Raw genomic sequence first — 14882 nt, forward strand, 5'->3', positions numbered from 1 at the left:
AGCCTTTTTGTCATACCTGCTATTATTTCACTTATAGTATTACATCCAAATAAATACTTTTGTTCCTCAAATATGGAATTGTTAATTATTGTTTTCCGAGTACACTCTTATAATTATTCTGTTTGTATAAATATATTAATAATATAACATTTTAGAACTATTTAATATTTTTTAAAAGCAAATATAATTCAAAGTAGAAACATTAGCACCAAAAAATAATATGAAAGTACAATTAATATATACGAACATTTTCGTTACTATTAGTGGTATTGTATGTTATAATATGAATGAAAATCGTTTTTAATCTTAATATGTACGTATGGAGGCAAAATATGAGAAATACTTATAATACACCATTAAACAGTAGATACGCATCAAAAGAAATGAGCTTTTTATTTTCAGATGATATGAAATTTACAACTTGGAGAAAGTTGTGGGTAGCTTTAGCTGAAGGTGAAAAACTATTTGGACTTAATATAACACAAGATCAAATTAATGAACTTAAATCTTATGTGAATGATGTAAATTATGATGTGGCTGAAAAAAAAGAAAAAGAAATAAGGCATGATGTAATGAGTCATGTATATGCATACGGAGTCCAGTGTCCTAATGCAAAGGGAATTATACATCTAGGAGCTACTAGTTGCTACGTAGGGGATAACACTGATTTAATAATAATGAAAAAGGCTTTATTATTAATTAAGAAGAAAATGGTTAATGTACTTAGCAAATCTTCAAAATTTGCATTAAAATACAAAGATGTTCCTACTTTGGGTTATACACATTTACAACCAGCTCAATTGACTACTGTAGGCAAAAGAGCAACTCTATGGATTCAAGATTTAGTAATGGATCTAGAAAACTTAAACTTTGTAATTGATAAAATAAAACTACTAGGAGTAAAAGGAACTACAGGAACCCAAGCTAGTTTCATGAACTTATTCGATAATGATGAGAAAAAAGTGAAAGATTTAGATAAATATGTTGCAAACACTATGGGTTTTAAAGATACATATCCAGTTACTGGTCAAACCTATTCGAGAAAAGTAGATTCTATAATATTAAATACATTATCAGAAATTGCCCAGAGTGCATATAAATTTAGTAATGATTTAAGAATACTTCAAAGCATGAAAGAATTAGAAGAACCTTTTGAAAAGAAACAAATTGGATCTTCTGCAATGGCATATAAAAGAAATCCTATGCGTTCTGAGAGAATTAGTTCTTTATCAAGATATATCATAGTTGATTCACTTAATCCTGCTATAACAGCTGCAACGCAGTGGTTTGAGCGAACACTAGATGATTCAGCTAATAAGCGAATATCAGTAGCTGAAGCGTTCCTTGCACTTGATGGAGTTTTAAATTTATATATGAATATTGCTGGAAACATGGTGGTATATGAAAAAGTAATTACTGCACATGTTAATCATGAACTACCATTTATGGCTACAGAAAATATTCTTATGGAAGCAGTTAAGAAGGGCGGGGACAGACAAGATCTTCACGAACATCTTCGAGTTCATTCTATGGCTGCAGCAAAACGTGTTAAAGAAGAAGGTCTAAGTAATGATCTTATAGAAAGAATTATAAATGATCCGATCTTTAAGATGTCAAAGGAAGAGATTATAGCTGTAATTGACCCAATTAAATTTGTTGGTAGAGCTCCAAGTCAAGTAGTAGAGTTTATAGAAGAGTATGTAAATCCAATAATCGATGCTAACAAAGATGCATTGGGAGTTGAAACTTCTATAGAAGTATAATATTTAATGCCTGATATAAACTAAAATTAAAAAGCTATCAGCAATATAAAACTGGTAGTTTTTTAATTTTAACAATATTTATTGAAAAATGTAATTTAAATTGTGAATGATAATAAAAAATTAAAATAATAATTAAAATGCATGATTTTACCCCCTCTTTTGTAGTATAATAATGTCGTGAAATGTAAGTTTCACGACATTATTATGTATTTTGGAGGTACACATGAAATCAAATATAAATGGTATTTATAACAATGAAATTCCAAAGTTTCTAAATGATTATTTTAATTACTTAACTACTATTAAAGGCTGTTCTATTAATACTATTGTTGCTTACACTGCTGATTTGTCACTCCTTTTAAAGTTTTTAAAGATATATAAAGGTTTAGTACCATCAGATAAGGCAATGCCCCTTGAAATTATTAATATAAGTGACCTAACATTAGATACATTAAGAACTCTTACATTACAAGATCTATATGCATATATCTCCTATCTTGGAAAGTATAGAGCTAATGGTAACTATGCTAAAGCAAGAAAAATAGCTTCTATTAAGTCTCTATTTAAGTATCTAACAACTAAAGCTAAAGTTATAACATTCGACCCAACAATAGATTTAGAGTCACCCAAACTTGGTAAACGTAGTCCAGTTTTTTTAACTTTAAATGAAAGCAAGACTTTACTTGAGGCTACAATCTCTCGAGATAAACATTCGGTTCGAGACCATAGTATCATTACATTATTTTTAAACTGCGGTCTCCGGTTATCAGAACTTTGCAGTATCAATATATCTGACATGAAAGACGACACATTGTCTGTTATTGGGAAAGGAAATAAAGAGCGTACAATTTATCTAAACAAAGCATCACTTAGAGCTATTCATAAATACTTACCAATTAGATATATGAATATAGATAAAATTCACGTTGAGGATAAGGATGCCCTTTTTATCAGTGGTAAATATGGAAGGATTAATAAAAGAACTGTAGAAAGAATTGTCAAAAAGTACATAGGAAATGCCGGTCTTAATAAAAACAAATATACTCCTCATAAGTTAAGACATACTTCAGCTACTCTTATGTATAAATATGGGAATGTAGATATTCGAAGTTTACAAGAAATCTTAGGGCATGAAAATATTTCTACTACTCAAATATATACTCATGCAGATGATGAAAAACTACGAAATGCAGTTAAGTCGAATCCCCTTTCTGATGAGCAATAAAAAAAGTATATATTATCATAATTATGGTAATATATACTTTCTAACTATATTGAAACATATACAATGCTATACATTTCTTATTTGTTTTTTAGTCTTATAAGCCCTGGAAATTCCTCTTTAAGTACTGCTGAGTTATCTTCCTGCTCGTCGAGTAACTCTTTTACACCGTCTATGTCATCTATAAATTCCCAGACTTCATTGTTTTGAGGAATATAATCATCTTTGCTTGATTTTAAAAGTTCTTCTTCTTCAAGAAATGAATTGTAATCTTCAGTTTTTGATTGTTCATCATTCGTATTTTCTTCTTTTGACTCAATTGCATTAATTTTGTCCTTATTATAAATAGTATCTTCTATTTTTTCAGGTCCCTCATTCTCAAATACTTCATCAATTTTTATAGCTTTGACATCATATCCTTCAAGTTCTAGACATTTTCCGCAATTATCACATTTTTTATTTGAATTTAATTCGCAGACTTCACAGTCACCACAATTATCACAAATTTTTTTTTCATTAAATATACATTTTTTGGACATACGACACCCCACTATGTTTATTTCTAATACGTTCATAATAGTCTATTATAACAAATAATATTTAATAAATCAAATTTGAATACTCTTGGGAACTTTACATTTTCTATGCACTTGCTATTAATGCTTTTGATTAAAATAGAACATAAGTTTGATGTTTTTACAGTAATATGGTATAATTCTACTACGAATGAGAGGTGTTTTTATGTTAACACAAAAGAAAGATAAGCAAAGTGAAATATATAACTTTATAAAAGATCAAGTTCAATCAAAAGGATATCCACCCTCAGTAAGAGAAATATGCTCAGCTGTAGGATTAAAATCCACCTCTACTGTTCATGGTCATTTAGAAAGATTAGAAAAAAAAGGATATATACGTAGAGACCCTACCAAGCCTCGCGCAATAGAATTATTAAAGGATTCAGTCATACGAAAAGAGCTTATAGATATACCTATTATAGGAAAAATTACTGCAGGGGTACCTATCCTCGCTGTTGAAAATGTAGAAGATACATTTACAATTCCATTAAATTTCACTAAAACTAATAATGAGCTGTTTATGCTTAAAGTTTCTGGTAGTAGCATGATTGAAGCAGGAATATTAAATGGTGACCTTGCTATAATAGAGAAAATAAATGCAGCTAAAAATGGTGATATAGTCGTAGCTTTAATTGATAATGAAGCAACTATTAAAAGATTTTTCAAGGAAAAAGGTCATATAAGACTTCAACCTGAAAATTTATCAATGTCTCCTATCATAATTAAGGACTGCTCAATTTTAGGCATACTTGTGGGTATTTATAGAAAATATTAAATGTTCCCTTTTATATATACAAAAATGACTGCAATAATATTAATCATTGCAGTCATTTTTATGTTATATGAGCATCTAGTAAAATTTTCAATAATATGCATCATATAAAATACGGTTGTATTATTATATGATTTTTGAAAGTGCTATTAGTATTCCAATTTTAGCATGATCAAAAGTTAGACCACCCTGCAAATAAGCTATATAAGGCTCTCTAATTGGAGCATCAGCAGATAGTTCTATAGATGAGCCTTGTATAAAGGCCCCTGCTGCCATTATAACTTTATCTTCATATCCTGGCATATCCCATGGTTCACACTGTACAAAAGAGTCAATTGGAGATCCAGCCTGTATACCTTTAATAAAGCTAATTAACATTTCCTTATTATTAAATTTAATAGCTTGAATTATATCACTTCTTTTATCGGTGTACTTTGGAAGAACTTCAAATCCTGCAAGTTCCATAATCCTTGCGCAGAAAATCGCACCCTTTAAAGCCTCCATAGCTACATGCGGTGCTATAAATAATCCTTGGAATAAAGACCTCATTACTCCAAATGTAGAACCACATTCTCCGCCTATGCCTGGAATTGTTAGTCTATATGAAGCTTGAGTCACATATTCTTCTTTACCCGCAATATACCCACCAGTAGGTGCAATTCCGCCACCAATATTTTTTATTAATGAACCAGCAACTAAATCTGCACCAACATCTGTAGGTTCCTTGGTTTCAATAAATTCTCCATAACAATTGTCTACAAAACAAATCACATTAGGATTTATAGCTTTAGCTGACTTAATAATTTTTTCTATTTCACAAATTAATAAAGCTTTTCTCCACCCATACCCAGTAGATCTTTGAATATGAACTAACTTTATAGATTTATCTTCTAGAAGAGTTTTTTCCATTAACTTAATATCAACCCTAGATTCACTATTTAATTCTAATTGTTTATAATTTACACCATAATCTTTTAGTGAACCTATGTTTTTACCATTATTTATGCCTATTATATTATGAAGTGTATCATAAGGGGTTCCACATACGGAAAGCATAGTATCATTAGGTCTTAAATTACCAAATAATGCGGCTCCAATTGCATGAGTTCCATTTACAAAATGCGGTCTTACCAATGCACTTTCACAATTAAAAATTCTTGCATAAACTTTATCTAATGAATCACGTCCTATATCACCATACCCATAACCAGATGAATTTGTAAAATGAGAATCACTAATTCGTTCATCTTGAAGTGCAGATAAAACCTTAAGCTGATTAAATTCTCTTATCTCATCTAATGCGTTAAACTCACCTTTCACATCTTGTATTGCTATATCATAAAGTCCTAGCGTTTTTGGACTTATCTTATACTTCTTTTTAAGATATTCTTTTGTTATATCCAACATTTTTTAAGTTCCCCTTTGTATTATGTATTTTAAATTACATTTAATCAACTAAAATAAAATGAACTATACTGTATTATCTAGTTATTTTATTTTAACTGCCTTAGTAATAATACCATATATACTACTAATGTAGAACAGTTTTGTATAATTAATTGCTCACTTAAAAACAATCACGATAAATAAAAGAGACCTCACAAAACATTTTATTGCTTTATGAATTCTCTTTTTCTCAACACATTTTTGTAGTTTTGGTTTAGAAATTATCTACTGAAATATATAAGTTTTAAATAGACAATCTTGCTATTTTCAAAGCACTCTCTATGCTTTTAGTTGATGCTATAAATCCTGCTTTATGACAGAATATAGCATCATCTATTTTAATTATAGAATTTATTTCTTCTCTTGATTTTCCTCTAATTGATTCTAATAAATCTTTCCTTGCATCAAAAGTGCCTACTGTTTTCTTGACAGTTTGGATCTTATATTCTGTATTATTGTCATCTGGAGAAATAACAAATAATACTTCATTATTTACATCTGTTTTTAATAACTGTTGAAGCCAAGGGCAACCATTTTTTAGAATCATTATCTCTTTAGCCGTTCTATTCTTAAAAGCATCATTTACTATCATCTTTGCATTTACAACAGATACTTGTCTGTTTATAATTTTTTTTAGTACCTCTGTAGTATATCTAGTTGCCTCTTCAAATGCCTCGTCTTTGGACGAGGCAGAATCCCATGTAGGATTAAAGCTCTGAATAATATCACTAATTGTAGTTACTTTAATTTCAGATTTTATGTCTATACCATTATCTGTAGCATCTATGCCCTGCACTAAATTTTTATCAACATAATCAAAAATTGAAATTATATCACTTTCATTAAGTTTACAATTAAACTTTTGTATTACCCTTGACCCAAATTCTCGCCAGACTAGACCACAAGCAGCATATGGAATATTATTTTCTCTTATTTCTTTATCTAATTGATGATGGTCAAATTCTCCAAAAGATATGTCATAAACAAAGTCTAATTTATTAAGTATATCCTCATCCCTTGTTCTTGTAACCTTTATATTACCTAGTAGTAGCCTAAGTATAGCTGTAGCCATAACATCATCCGCATGGAATTTGCCACTATGGGTTCCTAATGTTTTAATACTTTTATCATTAATCATCATTTACCTCTTTCATATTTATATTATCTATAGATATAAGTAGTGATTGCATAATATATTTTTAAATTTCTTCACTATTTAATGCTATCGGTTTTAATGGTGAGATACTAGAAATTGCATGTTTGTATATCATCATTTGTTTTCCATCACAATTTAGTACAACTGTAAAATTGTCAAAGCCTGTTACATTACCCTTCAATTGAAAACCATTGACTAGATATAAAGTAACTAGTATTTTGTTCTTTCTAGCCCCATTTAAAAATATATCTTGCAAATTATTAGTAGATTTATTCATATATACATCTCCTCAATTAATATTTCACTTGAATAACATAATATTTTGAACTTTATTACAAGAGTGTAGTTGTTTGGTAATATATTCCACGATTTCATCATCAGTGTTAAATTCATCTTTATTTATCCAATTTACTCTCGAATCTTTTCTAAACCAAGTAAGTTGCCTTTTAGCATAATTTCTGCTTCCTTGTTTAATCATTTCAATGGCCTCATTTAAAGATATTTCACCATTTAAGTAATACAATATCTCTTTATAGCCTATTCCCTTCATTGATTGCATATCTGCATTATAGCCCATTTTTTTCAATCGTATAACTTCATCAATTAAATTGTTTTTTATCATAATATCTACACGGCGATTTATTCTGTTATATAATTCTTTTCTATCCATATTTAGCACAAAATAATGTACATTATAAGGAATGTCAAAAATATTTTGTCCTTGTACAAATTCACTCATACTCTTCCCACTAACTTTATATACTTCTAGAGCTCTAATAACTCTCTTTAAGTCATTGGGATACAATTTATTATAAGCATCAATATCTATATTCTTAAGTAGATTATGCACATATTCTTTTCCTTTTTCATCTGCAAGTTTTGTAAGATATTCTCTATATACATCATCCTTATTGGTATCTGCAAAACTATAGTTATATATTAATGAATTAATATATAATCCAGTTCCCCCAACTATCATTGGGAGTTTATTTTTATTAGAAATATCTAAAATAGCACTTTGTGCTATTTTTTTGAATTCCGCTACGCTAAATTTTTCGCTAGGCTCTATTATATCTATCAAATGATGTGGAATTTCTCTCATTTCTTGTATTGTAATTTTAGCAGATCCAATATTCATATATTTATATATTTGCATTGAATCGGCCGATATAATTTCCCCATTTAGTTTTTCTGCAAGTTTTATAGAAATTTCGGTTTTTCCCACAGCTGTTGGTCCTGCTAAAATAAATAAGTCCTTCATATATTCACCTTTTTCTATTGTATTCTTTTAAATCTTTTTTCTAATTCGTTAAGTGTAATTTTTATAATTGTAGGTCGTCCATGAGGACAAGTAAATGGCTCATCTATATATCTTAAATCATTAATTAGTTTAGCCATTTCTTGCTCTGTTAGCTGATTATTTGCTTTAACAGCTGCTTTACATGCAAGAGATGCTACTTTATTATATTTAACTTCTACAGTTTTACCTGTACCCATATTCTTTAAATTATCTAATATATCATTAAAAAGATTTTTAATATCTGGTTTCCCAAGTATTACAGGAACTTCCTTTATGCTTATTGTATTTTCTCCAAACTCAATAATATTAAAACCAGTATTACTAAACACTTCCTCATTCTCTATATAGTAAGCGTAATCATCCACGCTTAGCTCTATTACTGTTGGCACTAATAAAATTTGAGATACAATTTCAGAATTTATAATATCTTTTCTAAATTTTTCAAATAATACTTTCTCATGAGCTGCATGTTGGTCAATCAGGTAGAGTTCATCATATACTTCACCTATTATATAGGTTTTATTAAATTGCCCTATAATTCTTAATTCAGGGAACTTTGAAATGTTGTTTACTGGTCTTACATTTTTTAAATTATAGTTTGTATCATTACACTCTTTAGATTTTCCATCTAAACTTCTGTCAAGTGATTCATTATTAGTTTCGCTATTCAAATTACCTTTAGTACTCATAGTATTAGCAGGTTGATGAGGCGTTTCCATAAATTTATTTGCTTCATTGTTTAGTGTTTTATATTTAAAATCAATCGGAATTTGAACACTCTTTTCTAACTCTGCTTTGTCTTTTTCATCTATAACTATCTTGTTAAAGTCATAAACTTCTTTTCTTATAGTGTTTTTTTCAGTTTCATTACCACTATTATCTTTATTTTCTACCTCGGGTATATCAAAATTGCCTCTTAAACTATCAGCAATAGCTGTATGCACTGCATTAAAAACGATTTTAAATATAGCTTTATCCTGTTGAAATTTAATTTCGGTTTTTTGTGGATGTACATTTATATCTATATATTCAGGAAAAATGTCTAAAAATATAACAAAAAAAGGGAACTTGTTAATAGTTAAAAAAGATTTAAATGCATTTTCAACGGCCGCAGTAATTAGACCATTTTTTATATATCTTTTGTTAACAAATATGCTTTGTCGATTACGACTTCCACGACTTATTTCTGCATTACCAATGTATCCATGTACAGACATTATATCGTTAAATTCTTCGAAACTTGTGATATTATTTACGACATCTTTTCCATATATATACCTAATAGTATCGCTCATATTTTCAGAACTAAAGGTAGAAAAAACTTTTTTATTATTGTTTGATAGTTTAAATGAAATATCATTATTAGCTAGTGCGAGTCTTCCAATAATATCTGATATTAGAGCTGACTCTCTTTGGGGTGATTTTAGAAACTTTTGTCTTGCTGGCACATTAAAAAACAAGTCTTTAACTTCAATTGTTGTACCAATATTACAACCTAATTCTTTAATGTATATAATGTCACTTGATGACTGAGATATTTCTTTACCCACTGACGATTCCTTAGTCCTGCTACTTAATGTAGTACGAGATACTGATGCTATACTAGGTAATGCTTCTCCCCTAAACCCTAATGTATGGATTTTATAAATGTCTTCAACAGATTTTATTTTACTTGTAGCATGTGGCATAAATGCCTTTTCTATATCATCAATATGTATTCCACAACCATCGTCAATTACCTTTATATTTGTTTGACCACCATCAGAAATTTCTATAATAATATTTTTAGCGCCAGCATCTATACTATTTTCAACTAACTCCTTTACTACAGAAGATGGGCGTTCTACAACCTCTCCTGCAGCAATTTTATTGGAGGTTTCAACCTCTAATACATTAATTCTCATGATGCTTCACATCCTTTGATACTTTTATAACAACCAAGTTATTGTAATGACAACTGCTCTAAATTAATAGCAATTATATTAACTTAGCTCTTTTTACTAAATCATATAACTTATTAAATCCATCCATGGGTGTTAGATTAAGAATATTTATATTTTTAATTTCTTTTAGAATGTTATCTTTCTCAATATCTGTAAAACTTATTTGAGTTACTTCATCCTCTAACATGGTAGATTCATAAGTTACAGCTGTTTCTTTCTCTACAATGTTGTCACTTGTTTTTTTATCACTTAAGTCGTCATACTGTGTAGTCTTTTTAGTTTCCTTGTTATTTGAATTAATTTTAGGTTTATTATTTGAATTTTCCAATGAAACTAAAATTTCATTTGCTCTATTAATTACTTTTTTTGGTAATCCTGCTAATTTTGCTACCTCGATACCATATGATTCATCTGCTCCACCAGGTACTATTTTCCTTAAAAATACTATTTCGTTTTCAATTTTTTTTACTGCTACAGAATAATTTTTCACACCATCAATCATACCCTCAAGTTTCGTTAATTCATGATAATGTGTAGCAAATAAAGTTTTACTTCTTATATTTGAATTTTTACATATATACTCAATTACTGACCAGGCGATACTTAGTCCATCATAAGTACTAGTACCTCTACCCACCTCATCAAGTAAAACTAAGCTCTTATTAGTTGCATTTTTTAATATATTAGATACTTCCGACATTTCTACCATAAAGGTACTTTTACCAGCAGCAAGATCATCTGATGCTCCTATTCTAGTAAAAACCTTATCACATATGCATATATCTGCAGATGTACAAGGAACAAAACTTCCCATTTGAGCCATAATAGTTATTAACGCTACTTGGCGCATATAAGTAGATTTACCTGCCATATTAGGTCCAGTTATTAACAGCAATTGATTATTTTTTTCATCCATATATGTATCATTCTCTATAAAAGCATTTGAAGGCATCATTTTTTCTACTACTGGATGTCTTCCACCTTTAATATCAAAAATACCTTTTGTATTTATTTTAGGTTTAGTGTAATTATTTTCAAGTGCTATTGTACTTAATGAACTAATACAATCTGTTTCTGATATTAATTTCGCTGCATTTTTCATTCTTTCAATATGTTTTTCAACACTTTCTCTTATACTTATAAAAATATCATATTCTATATTTACTAATTTTTCTTCAGCACCTAAAATTTTATTTTCCATTTCTTTAAGTTCTGGAGTAATATATCTCTCTGCATTTGATAAAGTTTGCTTTCTTATATATCTTCCCTCAGGAATTAAAGGAATATTTAATTTAGTTACTTCAATGTAATATCCAAATACACGGTTGTATCCTACTTTTAGTGACTTTATCCCAGTTATGCTTTTCTCATCACTTTCTAGTGTAGCTATCCACTCCTTACCATGAGCCTTAGCTAACCTTAGTTCATCGACTTCATTATTGAAACCTTCCTTAATAATGTTTCCTTCTTTAATAGAAATAGAAGGATTATCTATAATAGACTTATCTAATGTATTATAAATATCTTGCAGATCATCTAATTCAGAATATATTTTTTTAATTAACTTGCTTTTAAGCCCTGCTAAAATTGACTTAACCTTTGGAATTTTTTCTATAGAATTTTTTAACGAAATTAATTCTTTCGCATTGACATTTTTCGAAGAAATTTTTCCTACAAGCCTTTCTATATCATATATATCAACGAGCACATCTTTTAAATCCTCATGAACGTTAGTATTATTTTTCAGTTCCTCTACAGCCTCTAATCTTTCATCTATTGATTTTTTATTTATTAAAGGTTGATCTAACCATTTACGAAGTCTTCTAGCTCCCATGGCAGTATTAGTCTTATCTAACACCCAAAGCAAAGAACCTTTCTTAGTTTTATCTCTTAAAGTTTCCGTAAGTTCTAAATTTCTCCTAGAATTTGCATCTAAACTTACATAATCTAAAATATCATAATAATCTAGAGTATCAATATGAGAAAGTGAATTTTTTTGTGTATCTATAATATAAGTAAGTAGTCCTGAAATACTTCTAAGTAAAGTTTGTGAGAAAGTATTATCAGAAAAATTATGAAATTGATTTTTAATTAAACTATCATCTTTCACAATAAAATAGTCACTTGGATAAGCTGAATATGAAACATTAAATCTTTCTTTTATAGGCTTTAATACTTCTTCATCTATATCATCAGAAATAACAATTTCTTTTGGTGTAAACTTTGAAATTTCATCTAATATAGTAACAATGTTAATTTTAGTCTCTGTACAACTGAATTCACCAGTTGATACATCGCAAAAACATAATCCACAAAAGTTAATCTCCTTATTTATATAAATACTCATAATATAGTTGTTTTTCGTTTCTTCTAAAAAACTAGAATCAGTATACGTTCCAGGAGTGATTATTTTAATAATCTCTCTTTTAACAATGCCTTTTGCTAATGCTGGGTCTTCAACTTGTTCACATATGGCAACTTTATATCCTTTAGCAATTAATCTACCTACATATGTATTTGCAGCATGATAAGGAATCCCGCACATAGGTGCTTTTTTTTCAAGTCCACAGTCACGTCCTGTAAGTACAAGTTCAAGCTCTTTTGATGCAACCTTTGCATCAGTAAAAAACATTTCATAAAAGTCTCCTAGCCTAAAAAACAATATACAGTCTGTGCATGTTTCTTTTATTTCAAAATATTGTATCATCATTGGAGTTAATGCCATTTTCATTCCACCTTGCTTTTATCTATAATTAAATTATAATTTATGTTTACTCACAGGAATTAAATTAATACAGTTTATACCCTAACTAGATTTCTTCACCTATTAGTGAAAAAGAGTGTGCATCTGTTATAAGAACTGACACGAGAGTTCCAACTGCTTTATTGTTTCCCTCAAAGTTTACTACTTTTCCATTTCTAGTTCTTCCAGTTAATTTGCTTTTATCATTTTTACTATGACCTTCAACCAACACTTCTACAATTTTTCCTATGCATTCTTTATTTCTTATTGCACAGTTTCTATTAACAACCTCAACTAGTCTATTGAATCTCTCATGCTTAACATCATCTGGAACTTGCTCTAACATATCATAAGCTGGTGTTCCTTTTCTTTTAGAATAAAGATACGTAAATGCTTGATTAAATTTAACCTCCTCCATAAGGCTTAACGTCTCTGCAAAATCTTCTTCTGTTTCTCCAGGAAATCCGACTATAATATCAGTAGTTAATCCTACATTATGTATTGTATTTCTAATGTTTTTTACTAATTCTAGATATTTTTCTCTATCATAATGTCTATTCATTTTATTTAAAAGATTAGAGGAACCTGATTGAACTGGTAAGTGAACTTGCTCACAGATTTTATCTCCCTGTGCAATCACCTCTATTACTTCATTTGACAAATCTTTTGGATGAGATGTTAAAAATCTTATTCTCTCTAAATTTTCAATATTGTTAATTCTCATAAGTAACTCTGAAAAACCTATTTTAGGATTTAAGTCTTTTCCATAAGAGTTAACATTTTGACCAAGCAAGGTTATTTCTTTATAACCTTTATCAACCATAGATGTTATTTCTTTAATAATATCCTTGGGTTTTCTACTTCGTTCACGTCCACGCACATAAGGCACTATGCAGTAAGTACAAAAATTATTGCAACCATACATAATGGTAACAAATCCCTTTATATTATTTTCTCTGTCAATTGGAATACCTTCTATAATATTTCCTTCCTTATCCCAAATATCAATAATAGAAGATTCTCCATTTTGTATTCTTTTTAGATACTCTGGAAATTTATAAGCATTATATGTTCCAATAATAATATCTACAAATGGGAACTTTTTAATTATATGTTTTGCCATTCCGTCTTGTTGCATCATACATCCAATAACTGCAATTACAAGTTTTGGATTCTCTTTCTTCATTGTTTTTAAAGCTCCAATATTTCCATCAACCTTTTGTTCTGCATTTTCTCTAACACAACATGTGTTAAATATTATTATGTCAGCATTCTCTTTATCCGTAGTTCTTTTATATCCAACTGGTATTAACATACCAGATACTTTCTCGGAATCCTCCTCATTCATTTGGCAACCCCATGTCTCTATATAGTAATTAAGTATTTCATTCATTAGTACATTCTCCTTTATTAAAACGTATTACTATCTATCATTATATATAATTTTCATGAATTTTTAAAGTCATTTTTGCTATTTGGATATATTTAATCATTTATTTAATTTATCTGAAATATATATATAAATTAAATTATAATATTAATAATTGGTTTTGTGTTATAATATAGCAAATAATCTACGTAAAAATGTATATTTTCAACTTGTAGATACCTCTTATATTTATTTTTGCGATTTAAAATAAATTATTTGTTTTAGGAGAAGCTACCTAAAAGGAGTGATTTATATGTATGATGCAAAAAAAGAAGAAAATGTCAAAGATAAACATTTACAATATAATTGCATAGGTGAGAGAAACTATTACTGCACATGTAATTATAATAATATGCTAGATATGAGAGTATCTTCTGTACCAGTTGAAATTATAACACAAGAATTTAATTAGTTTTTAATTATAGCTGATTGCGAAACCCTAAAAGATTTTAGTGAAATATCTATCTAAAATTTTAGCGAATTTAATAAGCATTAACTTAATCATAAAAAAATGACTATGCTATTAAAGATTT

General features: G+C 28.8%; 12 protein-coding genes. 4 read left to right on the forward strand and 8 right to left on the reverse strand.

Translation table 11 applies throughout. The features are described from left to right. Positions 1-332: 332 nt before the first annotated feature. Positions 333-1763, forward strand: coding sequence for an adenylosuccinate lyase (gene purB, locus KPL38_RS14290; RefSeq protein ID WP_216289820.1), 1431 nt, complete (start codon positions 333-335; stop codon positions 1761-1763). A gap of 223 nt (positions 1764-1986) precedes the next feature. Continuing rightward, positions 1987-2988, forward strand: coding sequence for a tyrosine recombinase XerC (locus tag KPL38_RS14295; protein ID WP_216289821.1), 1002 nt, complete (start codon positions 1987-1989; stop codon positions 2986-2988). Between the two features lie 77 nt (positions 2989-3065). On the opposite strand, the gene KPL38_RS14300 is transcribed toward KPL38_RS14295, so the two are convergent. After that, positions 3066-3524: a hypothetical protein gene (locus KPL38_RS14300; protein ID WP_216289822.1), complete on the reverse strand. Its 459-nt coding sequence runs from the start codon at positions 3522-3524 to the stop codon at positions 3066-3068. 202 nt (positions 3525-3726) lie between these two features. Between KPL38_RS14300 and lexA the strand changes: the two genes are divergently transcribed. Beyond that, complete coding sequence (gene lexA, locus KPL38_RS14305; RefSeq protein ID WP_216289823.1) at positions 3727-4335, forward strand: transcriptional repressor LexA; 609 nt, start codon at positions 3727-3729, stop codon at positions 4333-4335. 123 nt (positions 4336-4458) lie between these two features. On the opposite strand, the gene KPL38_RS14310 is transcribed toward lexA, so the two are convergent. The 7 genes from KPL38_RS14310 to miaB all read right to left on the reverse strand — a co-directional run bounded on the left by KPL38_RS14310 (position 4459) and on the right by miaB (position 14313). Then, positions 4459-5739 (reverse strand): methionine gamma-lyase family protein, encoded by a 1281-nt coding sequence (locus tag KPL38_RS14310; protein ID WP_216289824.1) that lies wholly within the window; start codon positions 5737-5739, stop codon positions 4459-4461. A gap of 283 nt (positions 5740-6022) precedes the next feature. Continuing rightward, positions 6023-6916 (reverse strand): MYG1 family protein, encoded by an 894-nt coding sequence (locus KPL38_RS14315; RefSeq protein WP_216289825.1) that lies wholly within the window; start codon positions 6914-6916, stop codon positions 6023-6025. A 61-nt stretch (positions 6917-6977) separates the two neighbouring features. Next, entirely contained in the window at positions 6978-7211 is a 234-nt protein-coding gene (gene hfq / locus KPL38_RS14320; protein ID WP_216289826.1) for an RNA chaperone Hfq, read from the reverse strand. A 24-nt stretch (positions 7212-7235) separates the two neighbouring features. Continuing rightward, positions 7236-8195: a tRNA (adenosine(37)-N6)-dimethylallyltransferase MiaA gene (gene miaA / locus KPL38_RS14325; protein ID WP_216289827.1), complete on the reverse strand. Its 960-nt coding sequence runs from the start codon at positions 8193-8195 to the stop codon at positions 7236-7238. 14 nt (positions 8196-8209) lie between these two features. After that, a complete protein-coding gene (gene mutL / locus KPL38_RS14330) occupies positions 8210-10138 on the reverse strand; it encodes a DNA mismatch repair endonuclease MutL (RefSeq protein ID WP_216289828.1) in 1929 nt (642 codons plus the stop codon). Between the two features lie 73 nt (positions 10139-10211). Further along, entirely contained in the window at positions 10212-12902 is a 2691-nt protein-coding gene (mutS, locus tag KPL38_RS14335) for a DNA mismatch repair protein MutS (protein WP_216289829.1), read from the reverse strand. Positions 12903-12987: 85 nt separating this feature from the next. Next, positions 12988-14313, reverse strand: a complete 1326-nt coding sequence (miaB, locus tag KPL38_RS14340; RefSeq protein ID WP_216289830.1) for a tRNA (N6-isopentenyl adenosine(37)-C2)-methylthiotransferase MiaB — start codon at positions 14311-14313, stop codon at positions 12988-12990. Positions 14314-14602: 289 nt separating this feature from the next. On the opposite strand from miaB, the gene KPL38_RS14345 reads away from it, so the two are divergent. Continuing rightward, the gene (locus tag KPL38_RS14345; RefSeq protein ID WP_216289831.1) at positions 14603-14761 is read left to right on the forward strand and encodes a hypothetical protein; all 159 of its coding nucleotides are present in this window, start codon (positions 14603-14605) and stop codon (positions 14759-14761) included. The last annotated feature ends 121 nt before the right edge of the window (positions 14762-14882 follow it).

Source organism: Clostridium psychrophilum (genome assembly GCF_018861705.1).
Lineage (GTDB): Bacteria > Bacillota > Clostridia > Clostridiales > Clostridiaceae > Clostridium_AD > Clostridium_AD psychrophilum.

Excerpts from the sequence above, each read along its gene's own strand:
- mutL (WP_216289828.1), bottom strand. The coding sequence starts at position 10,138 with ATGAGAATTAATGTATTAGAGGTTGAAACCTCCAATAAAATTGCTGCA.
- hfq (WP_216289826.1), bottom strand. The coding sequence starts at position 7,211 with ATGAATAAATCTACTAATAATTTGCAAGATATATTTTTAAATGGGGCT.
- lexA (WP_216289823.1), top strand. The coding sequence starts at position 3,727 with ATGTTAACACAAAAGAAAGATAAGCAAAGTGAAATATATAACTTTATA.
- miaB (WP_216289830.1), bottom strand. The coding sequence starts at position 14,313 with ATGAATGAAATACTTAATTACTATATAGAGACATGGGGTTGCCAAATG.
- KPL38_RS14315 (WP_216289825.1), bottom strand. The coding sequence starts at position 6,916 with ATGATTAATGATAAAAGTATTAAAACATTAGGAACCCATAGTGGCAAA.
- KPL38_RS14300 (WP_216289822.1), bottom strand. The coding sequence starts at position 3,524 with ATGTCCAAAAAATGTATATTTAATGAAAAAAAAATTTGTGATAATTGT.
- KPL38_RS14345 (WP_216289831.1), top strand. The coding sequence starts at position 14,603 with ATGTATGATGCAAAAAAAGAAGAAAATGTCAAAGATAAACATTTACAA.
- purB (WP_216289820.1), top strand. The coding sequence starts at position 333 with ATGAGAAATACTTATAATACACCATTAAACAGTAGATACGCATCAAAA.
- KPL38_RS14310 (WP_216289824.1), bottom strand. The coding sequence starts at position 5,739 with ATGTTGGATATAACAAAAGAATATCTTAAAAAGAAGTATAAGATAAGT.
- miaA (WP_216289827.1), bottom strand. The coding sequence starts at position 8,195 with ATGAAGGACTTATTTATTTTAGCAGGACCAACAGCTGTGGGAAAAACC.
- KPL38_RS14295 (WP_216289821.1), top strand. The coding sequence starts at position 1,987 with ATGAAATCAAATATAAATGGTATTTATAACAATGAAATTCCAAAGTTT.
- mutS (WP_216289829.1), bottom strand. The coding sequence starts at position 12,902 with ATGGCATTAACTCCAATGATGATACAATATTTTGAAATAAAAGAAACA.